Below are 21,865 nucleotides of genomic sequence, written 5' to 3' on the forward strand. Positions count from 1 at the left end.
AGTAAAAAATTTATTAAAAGTGATCCTTAAACATTTTTTGCACCCGGCTAAACCAACTTACACCATTTTGCTCAGATGTTTTTTGGGCATTTGCTGTTTGCATTGTCTGGCTATATTGTAATAAGCCAACAGCCGTTGCAAATGAAGGGTCATCAACGTAATCCGTCAATCCAATCATCCCGATAGGACTGGCTATTCTAACTGGCATTTGGAAAATTTCTTCAGCGACCTCCAAAGCGCCAGTCATTTTTGCGGTACCGCCTGTTAGAACAATACCCGCAGCAATTTGATCTTCATAACCTGAACGGCGGATCTCTCTTAATGCCAGCTCAAGCAATTCTTTAAACCTTGGTTCTACCACCTCAGATAAAGTATGGCGTGACATAGTTCTAGATGGACGACCACCAACACTTGGCACTTCAATCGTATCTTCTGTACTGGCCATTGCACTACTTGCACATGCATATTGTACTTTTAATGATTCAGCATGTGAAATAGGCGTACGGAAAATTTTAGCGATATCACCCGTAACTTGATTACCTGCAACAGGAATCACAGCGGAATGACGTAGAGCCCCGCTGGTATAGATAGTTAAATCCATAGTTCCGCCGCCAATATCAATCACTGAAATACCTAACTCTCTTTCATCTTCAGTTAAAACAGCATGGCTAGATGCTAGTGCGGTGTAAGTTAATTGATCAACAGTTAGACCACATCGCTCAACACATTTTTCAATATTTTTAGCCATATCATTTGAGCATGTAATAATATGCGCTTGCGTCTCCATGCGCACACCACTCATGCCAAGCGGGTTCTTAATCCCTTCTTGCATATCAACACTGTACTCTTGTGCGATTGCATGTAGCATTTTTCGCTCTGCTGAAATAGGCACAGATCTAGCTGTATGCATTACATTATCAATATCATCAGAACTCACTTCTGTATTATTGATTGCAACAACACCATTTTCATTTTGACATTGAATATGTTTACCTGAGATCCCCAAATAAACAGAACTAATACGACAATCAGCCATTAACTCAGCTTCATCTATGGCTCTTTGAATTGATTCTGATACTAGATTAAGATCATTCACCCCACCTTTATCCATACCGTGAGATATTTGGCTACCTATGCCAACTATACTTAATTTATTATCTGCGGTGATTTCACCCACAGTCGCAACCACCTTAGATGTGCCTACATCTAAGCCGATAACTAGATTTCGTTCTGCTGACTTAGTCATGCCTTACTCTTTTGTTTATAGTTTTTTTGTTGTAATTTGTGTAAGTCTGCAGCCTTCCAACTAACCGCAAGCCCAGTATCATACCTTAAATCAACTGAATCTACCTCAGCATCTTTGCGTTTAAGCATATATGGGTACATATCAATAAACTTTTGCACCCGTTTTAACTTATCTTTTCGACCCAAATTTAGGTTTATGCCATTGCTTAACCAAAACTGCCAAGCAAATCTTTCCGAAAGCGCCAAACTCGTTAGTTCAAAATTATTGATATAAAGTAATTCTGCGAACTGCTGAAATGTATTAAAAGCCTCTATTTCACTGCCTTCAGGTCCAAATAAACTTGGTAATTTTTTTGTTATTGTTGCTTTTGGAGCTTGAAATACTTTGCCATCAGAATTTAACAACAAATCATCATTCCATATCGCAACTGGATTATGCTCAACAACAAATACTTTTAAGGTGTTTGGCCACTGTTTACGCACTGAAGCAGTTTCTACCCAAGGCAAGGCGATGACAAAATCTTGAACTTGATTAACATCTAAGTCAAAAAAACGAGATAAATCAGCTTGTTTAATCGCATTTAAAATTTGACGCTCTGATGTATGCTTAGGCTCCCCTAATACAGTTACATGCTTTATTTGTGTTTGATGTTCTTTTTGTAAATAGTCACTAATTGAAAAATACATCTGACATAAACCAATCAATACAATTAAAAAGAACCCCATGCCAAGCACCCGTGACCAATGCACAGTTTTTTGCCATTTTAAAAAAGATTCTATTTTTTGATTCATTTAGTTTATTTACCTAAAGTTTGCGCTAATATATTTACAACCAACTGCTCAAATGACAAACCATTCGCTTTTGCTGACATAGGCACAAGTGATTTTTCAGTCATACCAGGTACTGTATTAACTTCTAATATATAAAACTGATTATCAGAATCTTGCATGATATCAACTCGGCCCCAACCTGTTGCACCTACTAAATCAAATGCTAATTTTGATATCTTCTGTAAATATTGTGTATCTTTTTGAGATAAATCAGCAGGACAAAAGTATTCAGTACTATTCACTTGATATTTCGCTTCATAATCATAAAAACCGCGAGGTGTAACCATTTCAATAACCGGCAGTGCATCACCTGCTAACATAGTTACCGTAAATTCTCGCCCTGATATCCATTGTTCTAATAAAACGATATCATCATATTTGAATGCATCTTCAAGCGCTGTTTCTAACTCAGCTGCAGTCGCTGCTTTTGCCATGCCAATACTTGAACCTTCATGAGAAGGCTTTACCATTAAAGCACCAAATTCATGAATTATTTTCTCTATATCAAATTCACTATTTTTTTCTAATGTAATGAAATTAGCTGTTGGTAAATTACGCGATCTGAATAATTCTTTACAACGCGCTTTATCCATAGCTAAAGCTGAACCCAAAACACCACTACCAGTATAAGGAAGCTCTAAAAACTCAAGCGCACCTTGAACTGTGCCATCTTCACCACCTCGCCCATGCAATGCAATAAATACACGTTCAGTATCACACTCTTTTAATTCAAATAAGTTTCGCTCGGCAGGATCAAACACAAATGCATTTACGCCTGCACTTTGTAAAGCTGACAACACTGCTTTACCTGAATTAAGTGAAACAGCCCTCTCTGCAGAACTGCCCCCCATTAAAACGGCTACTTTACCGAACTTTTGCCCATTCATGCGTTAACCTGCTTTAATTTTTCTATATTTAATTTCATTTGCGCTAAAGATTTAACTAATTGCCCAATGTTTCCCGCACCTTGGGTTAAAACGATATCGCCATCTTGTAATACATCACTTAAAACCAATGGCAATTCATTTGGTTGCGCAATATATACAGGCTCCTTACCTCTTTGACGTAAGCTGCGACATAAACTTTTACTATCAGCACCTGCAATAGGCGCTTCTCCCGCAGAATAGACTTCAAGCAATAATAAAAGATCAACATCAGTTAATACTTTTACAGATTCTTCATAGAGATCTCTTGTTCTTGTATATCTATGAGGTTGATATGCCATCACCAAACGTCTATCAGGCCAGCCATCTTTGACAGCCTTGATTGTAGCCGCGACTTCTGTTGGGTGATGACCATAATCATCAATCAACATGGCTTTACCGCGTCCAGTGTCAAACTCACCATAATGTTGGAAACGTCGCCCTATTCCTTCAAATTTTTCTAACGCTTTAACAATTGCTTCATCACTAATGCCTTCATCTTTTGCAACTGCGATTGCTGCTATCGCATTTAATGCATTGTGTTTACCGGGCATATTTAATTTAACAAGCAGTTCAGAACCTGAGTTGTTAATTACTTTAAACTCACTCGTACTGACTGTTTGTGTGAAGTCTACTAATCGGTAATCCGCTTGTTCTGACTCGCCATAAGTAATAAATTTACGACCAAATCTTGGCAATAGCTCAGTTACAACAGGGCAATCAATACAAGCAACTGCAACACCGTAAAATGGCAAATTATGGATAAACTCAATATAGGTATCTTTCATATTTTCAAAGTTACCTTGGTATGTATCCATATGGTCAGCTTCAATATTGGTGATCACTGATACCATAGGCTGTAGATGTAAAAATGATGCGTCGCTTTCATCAGCTTCAGCAATTAAAAACCTACTTTTACCTAATCGTGCATTTGTTCCTGCGCTATTTAATAAACCACCAATAACAAAAGTGGGATCTAAATCAGCTTTCGCAAAAATACTTGCAATCAAACTTGTTGTTGTTGTTTTGCCATGAGTACCGGCGATGGCAATACCATGTCGAAAACGCATCAGCTCTGATAGCATTTCGGCACGGCGCACAATCGGAATACGATTTGCTTTTGCTTCTATAATCTCAGGGTTTGTTTCATCTATTGCAGTAGAAACAACAACAACACTGGCTTTTTTTACATTTTCACTTTGATGACCAATAAAAATAGTTGCACCAGCAGCCTTTAATCTGTCAGTCATAGGGCTCTGAGTGATATCTGAGCCAGTAACACAATATCCCTCATTAACTAGAACTTCAGCAATACCACCCATACCGGCACCACCTATGCCAATAAAGTGAATACTGTTTACTTTTCTCATTGCTGTTACTTCACTTACTTTGCTCACTAAATTCTCTTTTTAATTTGTACATGTATAACGAGTATGCTGTTTTATATAATTAGCCACTTGTTCAGTTGCATCTGTTTGAGCATAAGACTTAGCTTTATCAGCCATCTCTTTAATTAACTGTGGTTGCTCTATAAAAGGCTTTAATAACGCAACTAAACTTTGCTGATTTAAATTTCTTTGCTGTAACAATAATGCAGCTTGATTTGATACTAAAAATTTCGCATTTTCAGTTTGATGATCATCTACAGCATGTGGAAACGGCACAAATAAAGCCATTTTCCCTGCAGCTGCGATTTCACTTACTGTTAGGGCGCCAGAACGACATACAACAATATCAGCCCAAGCATAAGCCGCGTCTATATCATCTATAAATTGCGCTACTTTAGCCTTGAGAGATAATTCTTGATAAGCGCCTTTTACAGCTCCTAAATTACCTTTACCAGTTTGATGCCAAACCTCTATTGGTTTGACTTTATTTAACTGAGAAAATACCGCAGGTAGCTCATCATTTAATACTTTTGCACCTAATGAACCACCAATAACTAAAATACGGCATGACTGCTCCGACGGCTCGTACTCTATATTTGCAACACTTTCTCTGACCGGGTTACCAACAACCTGATAATCAACCTCAGGAAACGCCCCAGGAAATGCACCTAAGACTTGATTTGAAAATTTAGCAAGCAGCTTATTACTCATTCCTGCAACTGCATTTTGTTCATGCACAATTAAAGGGATCCCTAATGTTTTTGCAGCTAAACCTGCAGGACCTGTAATATAACCACCCATACCTAATAACACATCAGGCTGTTCGTGTTGCATTACTTTACGCGCTTGCAAGATTGCCTTTAACACCATGAAAGGTGCCTTTATAAGCCTTTTTAAACCGTTACCACGCACACCTTTAACATCAATAAAACGAATATCTAAGCCGTGCTTCGGCACTACGTCGGCTTCCATTCTGTCTGATGTCCCCAACCAAACAACTTGCCAGTCTTGTTTTATCAAATACTCTGCAACCGCTATACCTGGGAATATATGCCCCCCAGTACCACCGGCGACTATCATTAATTTTTGTTGTTTTTTATTCATTATTTTTTTCGCCCTCCGGATGTTGCCTGCCTAGTAGCCAGTTTTACCTCAAAATCTATTCTTAATAAAATGCCTATTGCGATTGTCATCATCAACATACTGGAACCACCATAAGAAACAAAAGGCAAAGTAAGACCTTTTGTTGGTAATATACCAGCACTCGCTCCGATATTAACCATGGTTTGAAAAGCAAACCAAATGCCAATAGCCAAAGCAAAATAGCCCTCATATTCTTTACCGCTTTGCAGTGCTTTTTTTCCAATTATTAAAGCGCGAAATACCAATACACACAAAATAGCTAAAATACTTAAAACACCTATAAAACCAGTTTCTTCAGCGATGACTGAAAAAATAAAATCTGTATGCGCTTCTGGTAGGTATTCTTGTTTTTGAATACTGTTACCTAAGCCTTGACCCCACCAACTACCCCGACTATAAGCCATTAAAGACTGTACTAGCTGATAACCTTTACCAAACGGGTCATCCCAAGGGTCCCAAAAAGAGGTCACCCTTGCCCAACGATAAGGAGAAAATACAATTAACAAAACAATTAAGCCACCGCCCGCCATTAGAAGCATAAAAAATTGCCATAATTGAGCGCCTGCTAAAAATAAGAGCCCCACTGTTGTTACAAACATTACAACAACAGTACCTAAATCTGGCTGCATTAAAATCAAGCCTGCGTATACAACAAACACAATAATTGGCTTAACAAACCCCATAAAGTTTTCTTTTACTTCATCACGCTTACGTACTAAATATCCAGCTAAATAACTAAAGAAATATAACTTTGCTATCTCTGCAACTTGCATATTAAAAGGACCGAGCCCAATCCAACGTTGTGAACCATTCACTTCTCGACCTATAAGCAACACCAAAACTAACAAGGCCATTCCAGCTAATAGTAAATAAGGGTTGGCTTTTTTCCACCAAGCCATAGGTAAGCTAACGCTTACAGCTAAATAAATAAAACTCAAACCTAAAAAAATGCCATGCCGTAATGTAAAGTGAAAAGGATTATTAAATAAACGTTCTGCAACAGGCATAGATGCACTTGTTACCATTACAAAACCAACACCTATCAATAACATAATGCAATAAATAATAACTGGGTCATAAATTGACGAAGCACCGTTATCATTATTTGAAAGCAATTTGCGTTTTACACTAACTAACCAATTCATCAGTTAGCCTTTTGTTGTAAAGCTAACTGTGAAAAGTCAACGCCACGGGCCATAAAATTTGGATACATATCTAAACTTGAACACGCAGGTGCCAATAAAACAATATCACCTGATAAAGCATATTCAGAGGCTAAATTAACAGCGTCTGCCATAGAGCTCACTTGCAATGCACTAACGCTTAATTTAGCTAATTGATGCGCATCTTTGCCTAAACAAATTAGCTTTTTAATGTGTTTATCAAAATATGCTTTTAAAGCAGAGAAGTCAGCACCTTTGCCATCACCGCCAGCAATTAAAATAATATTTTTATTACTACCCGCAGCTAAGCTCTCAATTGAAGCGATACAAGCTCCAATATTAGTGGCTTTAGAATCATTAAAGTATTTCACATTCTGATGTGAACAAACTAACTGGCACCTATGCTCTAATCCTAAAAATTCATTAAAGGCCTGTTTGAAAGTTTTGGTCTCTAAGTTCCACGGAGATAATAAAGCCATCACAGCTAATGCATTTAGCTGATTATGTTTACCTTCAACTTTTAAGTTACTTGTTTCAAATAATATTTTACCTAAGGCACTAAAGTAACTTTGACCATTTTGTGTAACTAAACAAAAATCAGCATTGTCAGCTGCAAAACTTAATTTATTATTAACCTTAGTTGGATAAGTCTCTTTATCGTCTAAACTGTAAATCGCGTTTTCACAATTTTCATAAATGTTATGTTTCGTTTGAGTGTAGTGCGCCATGCCATCGTATCTGTCTAAATGATCTTCTGAAATATTAAGCACAGTGGCGCTAACAGGTTTTAAACTTGATGTTGTTTCTAACTGAAAACTAGATAACTCTAAAACAAATACATCTCTATTTTGCGTTAGCAAGTCTAAAATAGGCGTGCCGATATTACCGCCTAAGCCCACTTTAAAACCGGCTTTTTCCAATACTTTTGCAGTTAAAGTTACAACACTTGATTTACCATTAGAGCCCGTTACAGCTATCACTGGTTGTGTATTGATACGTGCAAATAATTCAATATCGCCTATCACTTCAACACCTGATGTGATTGCTAATGCAACATCTGTTTGCGCTAATGCAATACCAGGGCTGATAATGATTAAATCAGCTTGTGACAAATTAGATTTTGATAAATCCCCAAGCTTAACTTCAATCTCAGGTGCGTTTGCTTGCAACCAATCTAAACCAGGCGCATTTAAACGACTATCAATCACGATAGGGTTGATATTATTTTGCAGTAAAAAACGCACTGTGCTCAATCCGGAAACTCCCAGACCAAGCACGATAATATTTAACTCTTTTAACTGCTTTAAATAATTCATTTATCTCAGCTTCAATGTTGCTAAACCGGCTAAAACTAATACCACAGAAATAATCCAAAAACGTACGATTACCCTAGGCTCTGGCCAACCTTTTAATTCATAATGATGATGTATAGGTGCCATTCTAAAGATCCTTTGGCCTCTTAATTTGTATGAGCCAACTTGTAAAATTACCGATAAAGCTTCCATTACAAATACACCACCCATAATGACCAATACCAATTCTTGACGTACTAAAATTGCGATTATGCCTAGAGCTCCGCCCAGAGCCAAAGAACCGACATCTCCCATAAATATCTGCGCTGGATAAGTATTGAACCATAGGAAACCAAGTCCGGCTCCCACTATGGCAGTACACACTATGACAAGTTCACTTGTGAGTGGTATATGAGGGATATTTAGGTAATTAGCAAAATTCACATTACCTGTTACATAAGCAATAAAAGCAAAAGCAGCTGCCACTAAAATAGTTGGCACAATTGCTAAACCATCTAAACCATCAGTTAAGTTAACTGCATTAGAGGTACCTACAATTACAAAGTAACTCATAACAATAAAGAAGATACCAAGTTGAGGCATGACTTCTTTAAAAAATGGAATTAATAGCGCCGTTTCAGCATCTAATTGCTGGGTGAAAAATAAGAAACACGCAGTCACTAACGCAATCACTGATTGCCAAAAATACTTCCAGCGCGCAATCAGACCATTACTATCTTTTCTGATCACTTTTCTATAGTCATCGACAAAGCCAACAGCACCTAAAGAACCAATAACAAATAAAGTCACCCAAACATATTTGTTACTTAAATCAGCCCAAAATAGCGTACTGGTAAAAATAGAGGCCAATATCAACAAACCACCCATGGTAGGCGTACCAGACTTAGATAAATGAGACTCAGGTCCATCATCACGGACAGTCTGCCCAATTTGCATACGTTGTAATGCTTTTATTAATTTTGGACCAAAATACAAAGAGATAAATAAAGCGGTAAAAATACCTAAAATAGCTCTAAATGTCAGATAAGAGAAAACATTAAATCCAGAATAATATTGCGTTAAATACTCAGCTAACCACATTAACATAATAAATCTCCAGACTCTTTAGTTTGAAGTTCACATGCTTCTTTATTTTTTATTATATCTTGCACTAATAATTCCATAGCCGCACTGCGCGACCCCTTAATTAATATTGTTATTTTTTCTGATTTATTGTGTTGTGAAAAATCAGTTAAAAGCTGATTTAAAAGTGCAGTTCTATCCATAAAATGCTGTGTATTTTTATTTGATGTATGCTCTGTGTAAAACCCTTCATGGGCACCCATACTTAATGTGCCTAATGTATAAAGTTGCTTTATACCTTCAGATTTAGCATAAGTCCCTACATCTTGATGATAACTTAAAGCATCTTCACCTAACTCACCCATATCACCTAAAGCTAAAATAGTATGCCCTTGGATCTGTTTAAGTAAATCTATTGCAGCCTTCACCGATTGCACATTAGCATTGTAGCTATCATCAATAATGGTAATATCTTTGTTTAGTTCAATTAAATTAACTCGCCCCTTAACTTGCTCTATGTTTGATAGCCCTTGAGAAATTTGTTTTAAAGGAATATCTAGCGCTAAGGTGAGTGCAGTAGCTGTTAATGCATTTTTTATATTATGTTCACCGGGCAATTGTAACTGTACAAAAGCAGATTCATTTTCAATGCATAAATCAAAATTGGCGCGACCAAGTTGATCAAAGCTAATATTTTCAGCCCAAACATCTTTTTGAATTTTGCTGGAAAATTGCATTATTTTTTTGGATGTTAAAGTTTTAAACCAAAAATCATGATAATTACTATCAAAATTTAAAACGGCGGTGCCTGCGTCTTTTAAACCATTAAAAATCTCACCTTTCGCTTTAGCGACACCATCTATACTACCAAAACCTTCTAAGTGAGCCGCGGCCACATTACAAATGGTAGCAACATCAGGCTTAACTAAGTTACTGGTATAATCTATCTCGCCTAAATGATTTGCACCTAGCTCAATAACAGCATATTCATCATCTTGCTCTAAACGTAATAAAGTAAGCGGTACGCCAATATCATTATTGAAGTTGCCATTTGTAGCCAATACTTTAGCATTTAAACCTAAAATTGCAGCGGTCATTTCTTTAACTGTCGTTTTACCTACACTACCTGTTATGGCGATAGTTTTTGGCGAAACCTCTGCTTTCACTGCACTGCCAAGTAAACCCAAAGCAATTCGGGTATCTGCTACAATAAATTGAACGACACCTTCAGCTTCAATTTCACTCAATACATCTTGTTCAACAATAACCGCTGTTGCACCTTGGTTAATGGCTTTTTTAACAAACTTATGACCATCAAAGTTTGCGCCTTTAAGTGCTAAAAACACTTCATTTGAGCTAATTGTGCGTGTATCTGTATTTATATTGCTTACAGATTTATTATTTTCATTAATATCTTTGAGGTTTTCAGTCACCCCTAAAACTTTTGCTATCCATTTAAAATCCATTGGGATCATCAGCAACCACCTTTTAACAGCTGTTCAACCCAAGCTCTATCGCAAAAGTTTATTATTTTATCACCTATGATTTGGTAGTCTTCATGGCCTTTGCCGGCTACCAAAACAACTTCATGTTTTGATGCTTGTGAAACAGCTAAGGTAATTGCTTTTCCTCTATCAGCTTCAACTTGCACGTTATTCTTATTTGAAAAACCCAGTAATACATCATTAATAATATCATCAGGATTTTCTGTTCTAGGGTTATCACTGGTAACCACTATTTTATTTGCATATTTTTGTGCAGCTTTCGCCATTAAAGCGCGCTTACCTTTGTCTCTATCACCACCACAGCCAAATACACAGGTTACACCGCCAGGCACATGATGCTGCAAAGCTTGTAAAGCTAATTCTAACGCTTCTGGCGTATGTGCATAATCAACTATGCAAGTTGGTTTATTTAAACCTGAAAAAGGCTGCATTCGACCAGCGATAGGCTTTAAATTATTAGCAGCTTTAAATATGTGTTTTATTGTGTAACCTAAACCTAATGCAACAGAAAGTGCAGCAGCTAAGTTATACAGATTAAACTCACCAAATAAAGGACAAGTAACTTCATTTATAACATCTGGCTCATCCCAACTTGTAATAAACTTGGCTTTTATGCCCTCTGCCGTGCATTGTACATCACTAAATAAAACATATTGATGCTTAGATAAAGGTGTATCACCTTTGCCAAACAATACGGTATTTTTAAACTTATGTGTTTCAAGCCAATTTATTGAGACAGAATCGTCTAAATTAAAAGCATTTAAATTTGCCTGATACTGAGTGAATAATTTTAATTTAGCTGCGGCATAACTTGCCATATCACCATGATAATCAAGGTGATCTCGTGATAAGTTACTAAACACAGATGCACTAAACTGACATTCATCAACGCGACCTTGACTCAAACCATGAGATGATACTTCCATAGCAACTAAATCAGTGTGGCTTTGCTGTAGATTTGATAACATATGCTGCAAATCAACAGATGATGGCGTTGTATTATTAAGTGGCGCTAAGGCATCAAGACTTCCCCAACCTAAAGTACCTATAACAGCAGTGCTTTGTTCACATGCCGCTATTAAGTTTGCAATCATGCTGCTAATTGTTGATTTACCGTTAGTGCCAGTTACACCAACTAAGTGTAATTTTTGGCTAGGATTATCATAAAAAGATGCACTTAACTTAGCTAACTTATTATTTAATTGATCAATTTTTATTATTTTCGATGGCTCAATATCACTATCAATTTGGCACTCACTATCTGCAAGTACTAATAAAGCACCTTTATTTAATGCAGATAGTATAAATTTACCGCCATCTAACTCATGGCCTTTAATCGCAATAAAAGCATCACCAACTTGTATTTCTCTACTATCTAAAACAAGGTTATTTATTTGTATTGAAGGTGAATTTACACCTATTTGAGCCAAACAGTTTTTTATATCAACCACGATTAGCTCCTACTTTTTTTGCTGCAACGGTATTCAAATCAGGTGCAACATTAAGAATACGTAAAGCGCCCGACATAATTTCGGTAAATGCAGGACCAGTTGTTGTAGCACCATAGTATTCATCGCCACCCGGCTCATTAACCATTACAACTACTGATAATCTTGGATCTGATACTGGACCTACACCGGCAAAATAATTCACATATTCATCACCGTAACCACCGGCAACTGCTTTTTTAGAAGTACCAGTTTTTGCAGCAACACGATAACCATCTAATTTAACATTAGGTGCCGTACCGCCTCTTTCAAAAACACTTTCCATCATTTCAAGTACTGAATTAACATTTTTCTTCTCAAAAATTCGCTCGCCAATCATAGGCACATCTTGCTTTAATATTGTTAGCGGGCGCGATATACCTCCTGAGCCTAAAGTGGCGTAAAAACGCGATAATTGTGCAGTACTAATGGCAAGTGCATATCCAAACGATAAAGTGGCGATTTCGAAATCAGACCAGCGACGCCTAGGCGAAAATAAACCGCTACTTTCACCTATCATAGTTGTGCCAGAGTCTTCACCAAAACCCACTTTTTCATATAGACCTACGATATAATCTTTAGGCAGTTCTTTGGTTACTTTAGCGACCCCCATATTGCTCGATTTTTGAATAATTTGCCTTAAAGTCATCTTGCCATAATTACGAGAATCTTTAACAACACTGCCGCCCACTCTCATATAGCCTGGATAGGTATTTATAATGCTATCATCTTCAATAGTGCCATATTCTAGGCCTGCTAAAATAGCCAAAGGTTTTACGGTAGAGCCAGGTTCAAATAAATCTGTAATGGCACGATTTCTTCGCTTATGAGGTAATGCATTTGATAGGTTATTTGGGTTATATGACGGACTATTAACCATAGCCAATATCTCACCGGTTTTTACATCTACGACCATAGCTGAACCAGAAGTCGCTTTAAAAGACAAAACGGCTGATTTTAAAGCTTTATATGCAATCGCTTGAATACGCTGATCTATGCTTAAATGTATAGATTCAGGCTCTACACGCTCTCTTTCATCTAAGATCTCTATTTCTCTGCCTTGAGCATCCTTACGGTAAGTTCTTCTGCCGTCAGTGCCTGTTAAAGCTTTATCATAAAGCTTCTCCATACCCTCAATGCCTTCACCATCAATATTTGTAAAACCAAGTACGTGAGCGGTTACTTCTCCTGCAGGATAATACCTTTTGGATTCATCAATTAAATGAATGCCAGGTAATTGTAATCGTTTAATATATTCAGCAACTGCAGGGGTAATTTGACGTTGTAAATAAATAAAACGCTTTGTTGGATCTCCCACTAAACGATAATCAATGGTCTTTTGTTTTACTCTTAAAACATCGGCAAGTTCTTTCCAACGATCATCTTCTTGATAGTGCTCTTTTACACGTTTAGCTAATTCAACTTTGTCTTTAGCTAATAACTTAGTGTCTTCACCTTGTTTTCTAGCTGCTCTTAATACCTTTTTGATTAATCCTTTATTTAAATTTTTCGGATCAACATAAACACTTACAACAGGTACACTTACAGCAAGCTCTTTACCCATACGGTCAAAGATCATACCTCTTTGAACATGTAGTTTTTTTACGCGCTTAGTTCTTTTATCACTTTCATTTACCGCCATATCAGGTTCTATAATTTGAATATAGGCCGCACGCGCAGCTAAACCTACAAAAACGATAGATATGCAAATGCAGACGATAATAAATCGACCATGATGAAAATTAGATTTTATTTTTTTTCTTTGCGCATTTCTCATGGCAAGATCACTACCTGTTCATCTTTACTTTGTGGCCTTTTCATTCCTAATTTAGTTTTTGCAATTTCTTCAATACGTACATGTTGAGCATAAAACTCTTGCTCAACAAGCAAATAACGCCATTGCAAATCTAAATCATCCCTTTGCTGCAACAATTCATCTTGTGTTATTAACTCTTGCCTTGAGGCATAAGTTACCTGCACAACCGATAGTGCAGAAACAAAAATGAGAAAAAGTAATAAACATACTATTTTCTCTTTAAAAAAACCTTTTAATATTTCAGCAAAAAGATTGGGCTGCCTAGCATTATTTTTTATAACACTACTTTTTGTATTCATTCCAATCTCTGGGCTACTCTAAGCACTGAACTTCTCGCTCTATAATTTGCTTCAAGCTCTGCTTCACTTGGTTTAATTGCTTTACCGATCGCTTTTAAAGTTAAATCTTGCTTCAATTGTTCATCCGTCAAAGGCAAACCTCTAGGCACAGCCTTACCTTTACTTTGACGTTTAATAAATTGCTTTACTATACGGTCTTCTAATGAGTGGAACGAGATAACCACTAAACGACCGCCTGGTTTTAATACATCTAATGACGCATTCAGTGCTGTTTCAATTTCTTCTAACTCACTATTGATATAAATTCTAATTGCTTGGAAAGTACGTGTTGCAGGATGCTTATGTTTATCTTTAACTGGCACCGCTTCATCAATTAACTTAGCTAATTGTGCCGTACTTGTGATTGGAGTTTCTTCTCGTGTTTCTAAAATTTTATGAGCTATACGGCGACCAAATTTCTCTTCACCATACTTTTTAATAACAAAAACAATATCTTCTAGTTCAGCTTCAGCCAACCACTGTGCTGCACTTCGGCCTTTAGTTGGATCCATACGCATGTCTAACGGGCCATCTTTCATAAAACTAAAGCCACGTTCAGCATCATCTAACTGTGGTGAAGATACGCCTATATCTAATAAAATCCCATCAACCTTTCCTAAAAGCCCAGCATTTTCAGCAACTAACTTGATTTCAGAAAAAGTATTATGCGCAATAGAAAAACGCGGATCATCTTTATATTTTTCAGCAGAAGCAATTGCTTGAGGATCTCTATCGATAGCCTGTAGCTGACCATTATCGCCTAACCTTTTAAGAATTTGACCTGAATGCCCACCACGACCAAAAGTCCCATCAATATAAATACCATCGGGTTTAATCGCCAGCGCGTCAATTGTTTCTTCAAGTAATACCGATATATGTTCTTGTGTTGCTGTCGATTTTTCCACGTTTTTTAGTATTCCTATTATGCCAATGCAATCATTTATTTTATTTTCAGTTAAAAAGAAAAATCTTTTAAACCATCGGAGAGCTCAAAATCTCCAGCTTGTTCTTGCTCTATATCTAACTTCATTTGTTCATGCCAGGTTTGCTCATCCCATAACTCGAATTTATTGAGTTGACCCACAAGCATAATTTTTTTACTTAAACCTGCGTGCTCTCTTAAAGGCGATGAAAGCAAAATACGTCCATTTTTATCTATCTGACAATCCATAGCATTACCAAGTAAAACCCTTTGAACGCGACGCTCACTCACATTCATATTAGATAACTTGAGTAAACGCGCTTCTATCTCTTGCCATTCCGATAAAGAATAAAGTAATAAACACCTTTGTTGTAAATCGACAGTACATACCATGTGCCCATCATTATCAGCATGCAGCAAAGCGCGATACTTGGTTGGAATTGCCAAGCGCCCCTTACTATCTAAGCTGACTGAATGTGCCCCACGGAACATAAAATGGACCTTTTTAATATTTTTAGTCTTAAAAGACCACTTTTACCCACAATTTACCACGAACAACGATTTTAGGACTTGACAAGCATATTTGTCAAGCAATCTTAGAAGTTAAATCTTCGCGTTAGACCAGAAAAAATAAGGGCTAAAACAAAGCGATTGAATTTAAGAGGGAAATAATAAAAAGATTAAAAAATGACATGTTTGATAACAAAAAACCTATCTAATGCTGATTTTATATACTTTAAGCTATCAATTTAATTTATATAGAGTATTTTCACTATGGTAAAATCAACTATACTAAAAAACAGAATTTATTACTTAATAATATAGGTATGTCATGCTTAAATATTCACTTTCTGGATTAGCGCTTTGCTTATTCAGTACTGCTTCTTTTGCAAATTGGAATTTAAATAACGAATTATCACGTGTTAATTTTGTTTCTGTAAAAAAAAATGAGATAGGTGAGAGCCATTATTTCAAAAAGTTAAATGCTTCAATCAATGATGTAGGTCAATTTAACCTTGAGATTAACTTAACTAGCGTTGAAACTTTAATTCCTATTCGTAACGAAAGAATGCAAAAGTTTTTATTTAATACTGAAGTATTTCCTAAACTAAACCTGACATCAGATCTGTCTAAGCAGCTTAAAAGTCTTAAAAAAGGTCAAAGTGCTATTTTAAAAACACAAGCTGATTTAGCACTTAATGGAATTAACAAGCTAATCTCTCTTGAAGTATTAGCAACTCAGCAATCTAATGGTGATATTGTTGTAGCATCATTTATGCCTGTGATCATAAACCCAGCAGACTATAATTTAACGACCGGTATTGATAAATTACAAGAACTTGCAAAATTGCCTTCAATTACGCATTCAGTTCCAGTTTCTTTTGTACTCACACTTACTAAAGCTAATTAATGAACTTAAGTGAATTGAGCAAGCTTCTAGAGGCAGGTACACCTCCGCTAGACTCTTGGGATCCTGATTATTGTGGTGAAATGCCAATTGAGATTAAAAAAGACGGATCTTGGCATTATATGGGCAGCCCAATTAATAGGATATCTATGGTTAAGTTATTTGCCACAGTTTTAATCCAAGAATCTTACGAGTACTTCTTAAAAACTCCGGTCGAGAAAATAAAAATTCAAGTTGAAGATGCGCCATTTTTAATAACCAACTGGAATTGGCAAAAAAGCGAACAAGGCGATGTTTTATGCTGTATAGATAATTTAGGGCGGCAATATCTCTTATGTCAAAATCACCCTTTAATTTTAAAAACTAATGACTCAACCAATAATAAAGATGCAAAATTACCTTATTTAACCTTAAACCATGGCTTAACAGCCAAAATTAATAGGAATGTATATTATCAATGGGCTGAAGTAGCCAAACAAATTGATAATAAATTCTATATAGAATCGGCTAATGAACTGTTTTTATTAGGATAAAAAATAATTAGGTACAAAAGATAAAAAAATCGATCTCTTTCTCATTTAGTTTTTTTATCTTGACCTTGCCTAATAAAAATGGAATTATACTGCACAAATATTAACCATAATAATTATAACAATGGTTCGGGTCAGTGGAAGATTCAACAATCGCGTTAAATAAGGTTACTAAATATAACCAACGCCTTAAAAAATTACTTAAAAAGTATCAGCATTTTCATAATATGCAAGATGCGCTTATTCAGCTTTCTGAGCAAGCAAGTACAGTGTCTGAGTTGACACTTTTATATCCTGCCATACATCAAATTTTAGTAGCATATTTACCTAGTAAAAATTTCTATGTTGTTCTCATAAATGAAGAAACTAAAAAATTAGAACTGAATTATTTTATTGATGAAAAAGATGGGATCAAGGTACCTTTAACTGAAAATAACCATTTTGACAATGGCTTAACCGGTTATGTTTATAAAACTGGTAAAACACAATATTACACCAAAGATTCAATTGAAATTGATACAAGACTTAATAAGTTTAAACCTCAGGGCGCTCCTTGCGAACATTGGCTTGGCATCCCTATTTATAAAGATGAAACCATTCTTGGTGTTATGGTTACGCAGTCTTATTATCCAGAACAATCATATTCAGATGCTCAAATAGAATTAGTTGAAATCATCTCACTTTATCTTTCAACAGCAATTGAACGTGTTAAACAAAGAGAGTCTCTTGAAAGCGAAGTAAAGTTTAGAACATCAGAATTAACAAATACAAATAATGCACTCCAAATAGAAATTGAACATAGAAAAAAAACACTCAAACAACAGCAAATTTTATTTAAAATTTCTGAGCTAGCAACACAAAGTAAAGATTTAGATGACTTTTATTATCAAATACATGAAATCATGAAATCTATTACTTATGCTGAAAATCTTTATATATGTTTATATGATCAAAAAGAAAACATGCTCTCGTTTCCATACTGGGTTGATAGCATCGCTGGCAACTTTGAAAAAAGAAGTTTTGCCATGGGTTATTCAGAGTATGTGATCAGTCAAGGAAGTACTCAATTATTAAATCGTACTAAAGCAAATAAATTAATCGAGCATGGCGCAATCAAACGTACATCTAAAAATACGCAAGCCACATCATGGTTGGGTGCCCCACTCATTTCAGAAAATGGCGTGATTGGCATTATTGCTTGCCAGTCTTATGGTAATACATATTCATTTAAAGCTGATGATGTTGACCTTATTAATTTTGTATCACAACAAATCGCAAATGTGTTGCAAAAACATTTAACTATGGCTGAACTTGAACTAAGTCATGATCAGCTTGAACTGCGTGTTACCCAAAAAACACAAGAGTTACAACGTAGTAATCATTTTTTACAGCTACAGATAGAAGAAAGAAAGAAAATTGAATTACAACTATATCATGATGCCCATCATGATCCATTAACGGGATTAGCTAACCGTAGCCTATTTATGTCTCGACTTGAACAAACACTTAATCAGCATTTAAGACACCCACAACCAGGCTTTGCAGTTTTATTTATAGACTTAGATAACTTTAAAGAAATAAATGATAATTTAGGACATCAAGTTGGCGATGCATTTTTAATTCATATTGCCAAAACGCTAGGGTTCTGCATTCGAGAACATGATTTATTAGCTCGCTTAGGAGGTGATGAATTTGTAATTTTACTCACTCATATTTATCAGGCTTACGAAGCACAAGAAGTAGCTGAACGCATCATTGATTCTTTATCTCGTCCATTTAAAGACAATAATAATGTGATTAATTCAGGTGCCAGTATCGGTATAACCTGTAGTGATCAAGGATATAAGCATACCGATGATATAATGAAAAATGCCGATTCTGCTATGTATCAATCAAAAAAGAGTGGTCGTGGTCGATATGCTTTTTATCAAAGTTATCACAACAATAATAACGAACAAGAATCCTATCGTTTAAACGAATTTGATACCAGTGAAATTTATTTTAAAGCCAGTGCGATTATAGATCTTCACACTGAAAACCATATAGCCTGCCTGATCGATAGATTTTGGTTTCATCCAACATTTGGCAAAATGAAATTTGGCCAAATCAAAAAGTATATACCAAAAAGTGTTGATTTCCATAAAATTGAAATTTCATTATTACCCAAAATCAGTGAGTTTATTCAATGTAAACATGCCATTTTAGTACGCTGTAGCATTGAACTTTTAAATAATGAATATTTCAATGCGTTAATCACTGAACTTGAAGAGTTAAACATCACACATAGATTATGTTTATTATTTAATGAAACTGATTTACGCCACATCTGCAACAATAATAAAAATAATATTACAAAGTTACAAAGTTTGGGTATAAAAATGGGTTTAGACGATTATGGCCATACACGATGTGATTTAAGTATTTTAACCCAATATCAATTTGAGTTTATTTTACTCAGCACTTTAATGTGTAAAAAAATAATTAAAGACGAAGGTTACCAGCTGCAATTACAAGGTGTGCTAGCTGTTGCAAATCTTACTCAGACCTCTGTTATTGCCAGAGGCCCAAGCATTCTTAATTATCAAAAATCACTAAAGAAATATGGTATTTCTCTCTATTCAAGTCAATATGAATATATTCATCATAAAGCTAAAAATATAGAAAACGTCTATTCATAATATTATTTTTTAAGCATAGCTCTGAGGCCTGCAACTTTAGATTGGCCTTTTTCCATCCTCTCTGATTGTGTTGTTGGCTGCTTTCTAGATTCATAGGCTAAATCATCTTGAGGCAATTCTTGTACAAAACGACTTAGCTCTGTAGTAGAAGTTTCACCATATTGACGACGTGTTTTAGCGTAGGTAAATATGAGTTCCTGTTGTGCACGTGTAATACCTACATAAGCTAGACGTCGTTCTTCTTCAATATTCTCTTCGTCAATACTTACTTGGTGTGGTAATAAACCTTCTTCCATGCCCACCATAAACACATAAGGGTATTCCAAACCTTTTGAAGCATGTAAAGTTAGCAGTTGTACTGCATCGCTTTCTTCTTCATCCTCATTACGCTCCATCATATCCCTTAAGGTTAACTTAGTAACTACTTCAGCTAAGGTCATAGGCGGATTTTCATCATTGCCAATCAACATATCTGTGATCCATTTGTAGAGCTCAGATACATTCTTCATTCTCATCTCAGCCGCTTTACCACTTGGTGATGATTCGTATAAATAATCTTCATAATCGATTTGATGGATCATGGCTTTTACAGCTTCTAAGGTATCGCCTCTGACTGTATTATCAGATAACTCAACAACCCAGCGACCAAAGCCCTGCAACGCATTAAAACCACGGCCAGATAAACGATTTGTTAACTCAGAATCAAAGCATGCTTCAAATAAGCTGATATGCTTTTCATTTGCCAGAGTACCTAACTTTTCAAGGGTTACCGTACCAATTTCACGCCTTGGTGTATTAACAATACGTAAAAATGCATTATCATCATCTTGGTTAACCAAAAGCCTTAAATAAGCCATAATATCTTTAATTTCAGCGCGTGCAAAAAATGACATGCCACCGCTTATTTTGTAAGGAATCCGGTTAGCCATTAAACCTTTTTCAAAGATACGCGCTTGATGATTACCACGGTATAAAATAGCGTAATCTTTATAGTTAGTACGCTGCATAAATTTATGTGAGATGATTTCAGCTACAACACGCTCTGCTTCATGTTCTTCATCACGGGTGCCAATCACTTTTATTTGTTCGCCATATGCCAGCTCACTAAATAACTTTTTATCAAAAACATGCGGGTTGTTATCAATCAAAATATTGGCTGATTTTAATATACGCTGATAACTACGGTAATTTTGCTCAAGCTTGATAAGCCTAAGAGAAGGAAAGTCTTTACTTAATAAAACAAGATTTTGGGGTTTAGCACCACGCCATGAGTAAATAGATTGATCGTCATCACCTACCACAGTAAAACAAGCTCGCTTACCCACTAAATATTTTACTAATTGGTATTGGCTTGTATTAGTATCTTGATACTCATCCACTAATAAGTAGCGAAATCTATTTTGCCAACGCAACGTTACTTCAGGAAATTTGGCTAAAAGTAACGTTGGGATCATAATCAAATCATCAAAATCTAATGCATTATAAGCACGTAACTGAATTTGATAACGCTCATAAAGCTGCGCAAATAATACTTTTTGCGGCTCCCTTGCTTCAGCAATAGCTTGCTTAGGAATAATAAGTTCATTCTTCCAATTTGAAATCTGCATTTTAAGCAGATTTAATTGTTCTTTATCTTTTTTAAGTTCTTTTTCAGTTAAATCATTTAATAATTGATTGGTATCTTGATCATCTAATAAAGAAAAACCCGACTTAAATCCCAAAGTTTTAATTTCTTTTTTTATGATCTCTAAACCTAATGTATGAAAGGTTGAGATCCAAATGCCTTTAGACTCTTGTTTACCTAGAGTTTGTTTTAACCTTTCCTTCATTTCTTTAGCAGCTTTATTTGTAAAAGTTACCGCAGCTATATTTCGTGCTTTGTAGTCACATTTTTGAATCAAATATGCAATTTTATTTATAATTACACGTGTTTTACCTGAGCCGGCACCGGCTAAAACTAAGCATGGTCCACTAATATATTTTACAGCTTCATCTTGCTTTGGATTCATTTGCATAGTGAACAAAATTCCTGAACGATTATCTAAAAAGAAATGAAAAAATAAGAAGCGAGATTTTATCAAATTAACTATTAAAATACTGCTCTCATGGGTAC

General features: G+C 35.8%; 18 protein-coding genes. 3 read left to right on the forward strand and 15 right to left on the reverse strand.

All coding sequences use genetic code 11. The annotated features are described in order from the left end of the window. Window positions 1-13: 13 nt before the first annotated feature. Genes ftsA through mraZ form a run of 14 tightly spaced genes read right to left on the reverse strand, consistent with a single transcriptional unit; the run spans window position 14 to window position 15,628 of the window. Window positions 14-1,246 carry a cell division protein FtsA gene (gene ftsA / locus PSA_RS00235; protein ID WP_042146612.1) on the reverse strand — a complete coding sequence of 411 codons (1,233 nt, stop codon included), beginning with the start codon at window positions 1,244-1,246 and terminating at the stop codon, window positions 14-16. Continuing rightward, window positions 1,243-2,037 carry a cell division protein FtsQ/DivIB gene (locus PSA_RS00240; RefSeq protein WP_042146614.1) on the reverse strand — a complete coding sequence of 265 codons (795 nt, stop codon included), beginning with the start codon at window positions 2,035-2,037 and terminating at the stop codon, window positions 1,243-1,245. Before PSA_RS00240 ends, ftsA begins: the two co-directional genes overlap by 4 nt. A 5-nt stretch (window positions 2,038-2,042) precedes the next feature. After that, window positions 2,043-2,963 (reverse strand): D-alanine--D-alanine ligase, encoded by a 921-nt coding sequence (locus PSA_RS00245; RefSeq protein ID WP_042146616.1) that lies wholly within the window; start codon window positions 2,961-2,963, stop codon window positions 2,043-2,045. After that, on the reverse strand, window positions 2,960-4,369 hold the full coding sequence (murC, locus tag PSA_RS00250; RefSeq protein ID WP_042146660.1) for a UDP-N-acetylmuramate--L-alanine ligase: 1,410 nt from the start codon (window positions 4,367-4,369) through the stop codon (window positions 2,960-2,962). The genes PSA_RS00245 and murC overlap by 4 nt, the downstream gene beginning before the upstream one ends. 39 nt (window positions 4,370-4,408) lie before the next feature. Next, the gene (murG, locus tag PSA_RS00255) at window positions 4,409-5,491 is read right to left on the reverse strand and encodes an undecaprenyldiphospho-muramoylpentapeptide beta-N-acetylglucosaminyltransferase (RefSeq protein WP_042146619.1); all 1,083 of its coding nucleotides are present in this window, start codon (window positions 5,489-5,491) and stop codon (window positions 4,409-4,411) included. Further along, window positions 5,491-6,675, reverse strand: coding sequence for a cell division protein FtsW (gene ftsW, locus PSA_RS00260; RefSeq protein ID WP_042146621.1), 1,185 nt, complete (start codon window positions 6,673-6,675; stop codon window positions 5,491-5,493). The genes murG and ftsW overlap by 1 nt, the downstream gene beginning before the upstream one ends. Further along, window positions 6,675-8,009 (reverse strand): UDP-N-acetylmuramoyl-L-alanine--D-glutamate ligase, encoded by a 1,335-nt coding sequence (gene murD / locus PSA_RS00265; protein ID WP_042146623.1) that lies wholly within the window; start codon window positions 8,007-8,009, stop codon window positions 6,675-6,677. Before murD ends, ftsW begins: the two co-directional genes overlap by 1 nt. Further along, window positions 8,010-9,092, reverse strand: a complete 1,083-nt coding sequence (mraY, locus tag PSA_RS00270) for a phospho-N-acetylmuramoyl-pentapeptide-transferase (protein WP_042146625.1) — start codon at window positions 9,090-9,092, stop codon at window positions 8,010-8,012. Then, complete coding sequence (gene murF / locus PSA_RS00275; RefSeq protein ID WP_042146626.1) at window positions 9,086-10,543, reverse strand: UDP-N-acetylmuramoyl-tripeptide--D-alanyl-D-alanine ligase; 1,458 nt, start codon at window positions 10,541-10,543, stop codon at window positions 9,086-9,088. The genes mraY and murF overlap by 7 nt, the downstream gene beginning before the upstream one ends. Further along, window positions 10,543-12,024: a UDP-N-acetylmuramoyl-L-alanyl-D-glutamate--2,6-diaminopimelate ligase gene (locus PSA_RS00280; RefSeq protein ID WP_042146628.1), complete on the reverse strand. Its 1,482-nt coding sequence runs from the start codon at window positions 12,022-12,024 to the stop codon at window positions 10,543-10,545. Before PSA_RS00280 ends, murF begins: the two co-directional genes overlap by 1 nt. After that, complete coding sequence (locus tag PSA_RS00285) at window positions 12,017-13,837, reverse strand: penicillin-binding transpeptidase domain-containing protein (protein ID WP_042146631.1); 1,821 nt, start codon at window positions 13,835-13,837, stop codon at window positions 12,017-12,019. The genes PSA_RS00280 and PSA_RS00285 overlap by 8 nt, the downstream gene beginning before the upstream one ends. Further along, window positions 13,834-14,175: a cell division protein FtsL gene (gene ftsL / locus PSA_RS00290; protein ID WP_042146632.1), complete on the reverse strand. Its 342-nt coding sequence runs from the start codon at window positions 14,173-14,175 to the stop codon at window positions 13,834-13,836. The genes PSA_RS00285 and ftsL overlap by 4 nt, the downstream gene beginning before the upstream one ends. Next, window positions 14,172-15,119, reverse strand: a complete 948-nt coding sequence (rsmH, locus tag PSA_RS00295) for a 16S rRNA (cytosine(1402)-N(4))-methyltransferase RsmH (RefSeq protein ID WP_042146635.1) — start codon at window positions 15,117-15,119, stop codon at window positions 14,172-14,174. The genes ftsL and rsmH overlap by 4 nt, the downstream gene beginning before the upstream one ends. Before the next feature lie 50 nt (window positions 15,120-15,169). Further along, the gene (gene mraZ / locus PSA_RS00300; RefSeq protein ID WP_042146637.1) at window positions 15,170-15,628 is read right to left on the reverse strand and encodes a division/cell wall cluster transcriptional repressor MraZ; all 459 of its coding nucleotides are present in this window, start codon (window positions 15,626-15,628) and stop codon (window positions 15,170-15,172) included. Between the two features lie 340 nt (window positions 15,629-15,968). Here mraZ and PSA_RS00305 point away from each other — a divergent pair, with 340 nt between their 5' ends. From PSA_RS00305 to PSA_RS00315, 3 genes are all read left to right on the forward strand, one after another. Then, the gene (locus PSA_RS00305; RefSeq protein ID WP_042146639.1) at window positions 15,969-16,547 is read left to right on the forward strand and encodes a YceI family protein; all 579 of its coding nucleotides are present in this window, start codon (window positions 15,969-15,971) and stop codon (window positions 16,545-16,547) included. Next, window positions 16,547-17,077, forward strand: coding sequence for a DUF1285 domain-containing protein (locus PSA_RS00310; RefSeq protein ID WP_042146642.1), 531 nt, complete (start codon window positions 16,547-16,549; stop codon window positions 17,075-17,077). Before PSA_RS00305 ends, PSA_RS00310 begins: the two co-directional genes overlap by 1 nt. 134 nt (window positions 17,078-17,211) lie before the next feature. Next, the gene (locus PSA_RS00315) at window positions 17,212-19,752 is read left to right on the forward strand and encodes a diguanylate cyclase domain-containing protein (RefSeq protein ID WP_042146644.1); all 2,541 of its coding nucleotides are present in this window, start codon (window positions 17,212-17,214) and stop codon (window positions 19,750-19,752) included. A gap of 2 nt (window positions 19,753-19,754) precedes the next feature. On the opposite strand, the gene rep is transcribed toward PSA_RS00315, so the two are convergent. After that, the gene (rep, locus tag PSA_RS00320) at window positions 19,755-21,767 is read right to left on the reverse strand and encodes a DNA helicase Rep (RefSeq protein ID WP_042146646.1); all 2,013 of its coding nucleotides are present in this window, start codon (window positions 21,765-21,767) and stop codon (window positions 19,755-19,757) included. Between the last annotated feature and the right edge of the window lie 98 nt (window positions 21,768-21,865).

It is taken from the genome of Pseudoalteromonas sp. '520P1 No. 423', from assembly GCF_001269985.1.
In the GTDB taxonomy this organism is placed as follows: domain Bacteria; phylum Pseudomonadota; class Gammaproteobacteria; order Enterobacterales; family Alteromonadaceae; genus Pseudoalteromonas.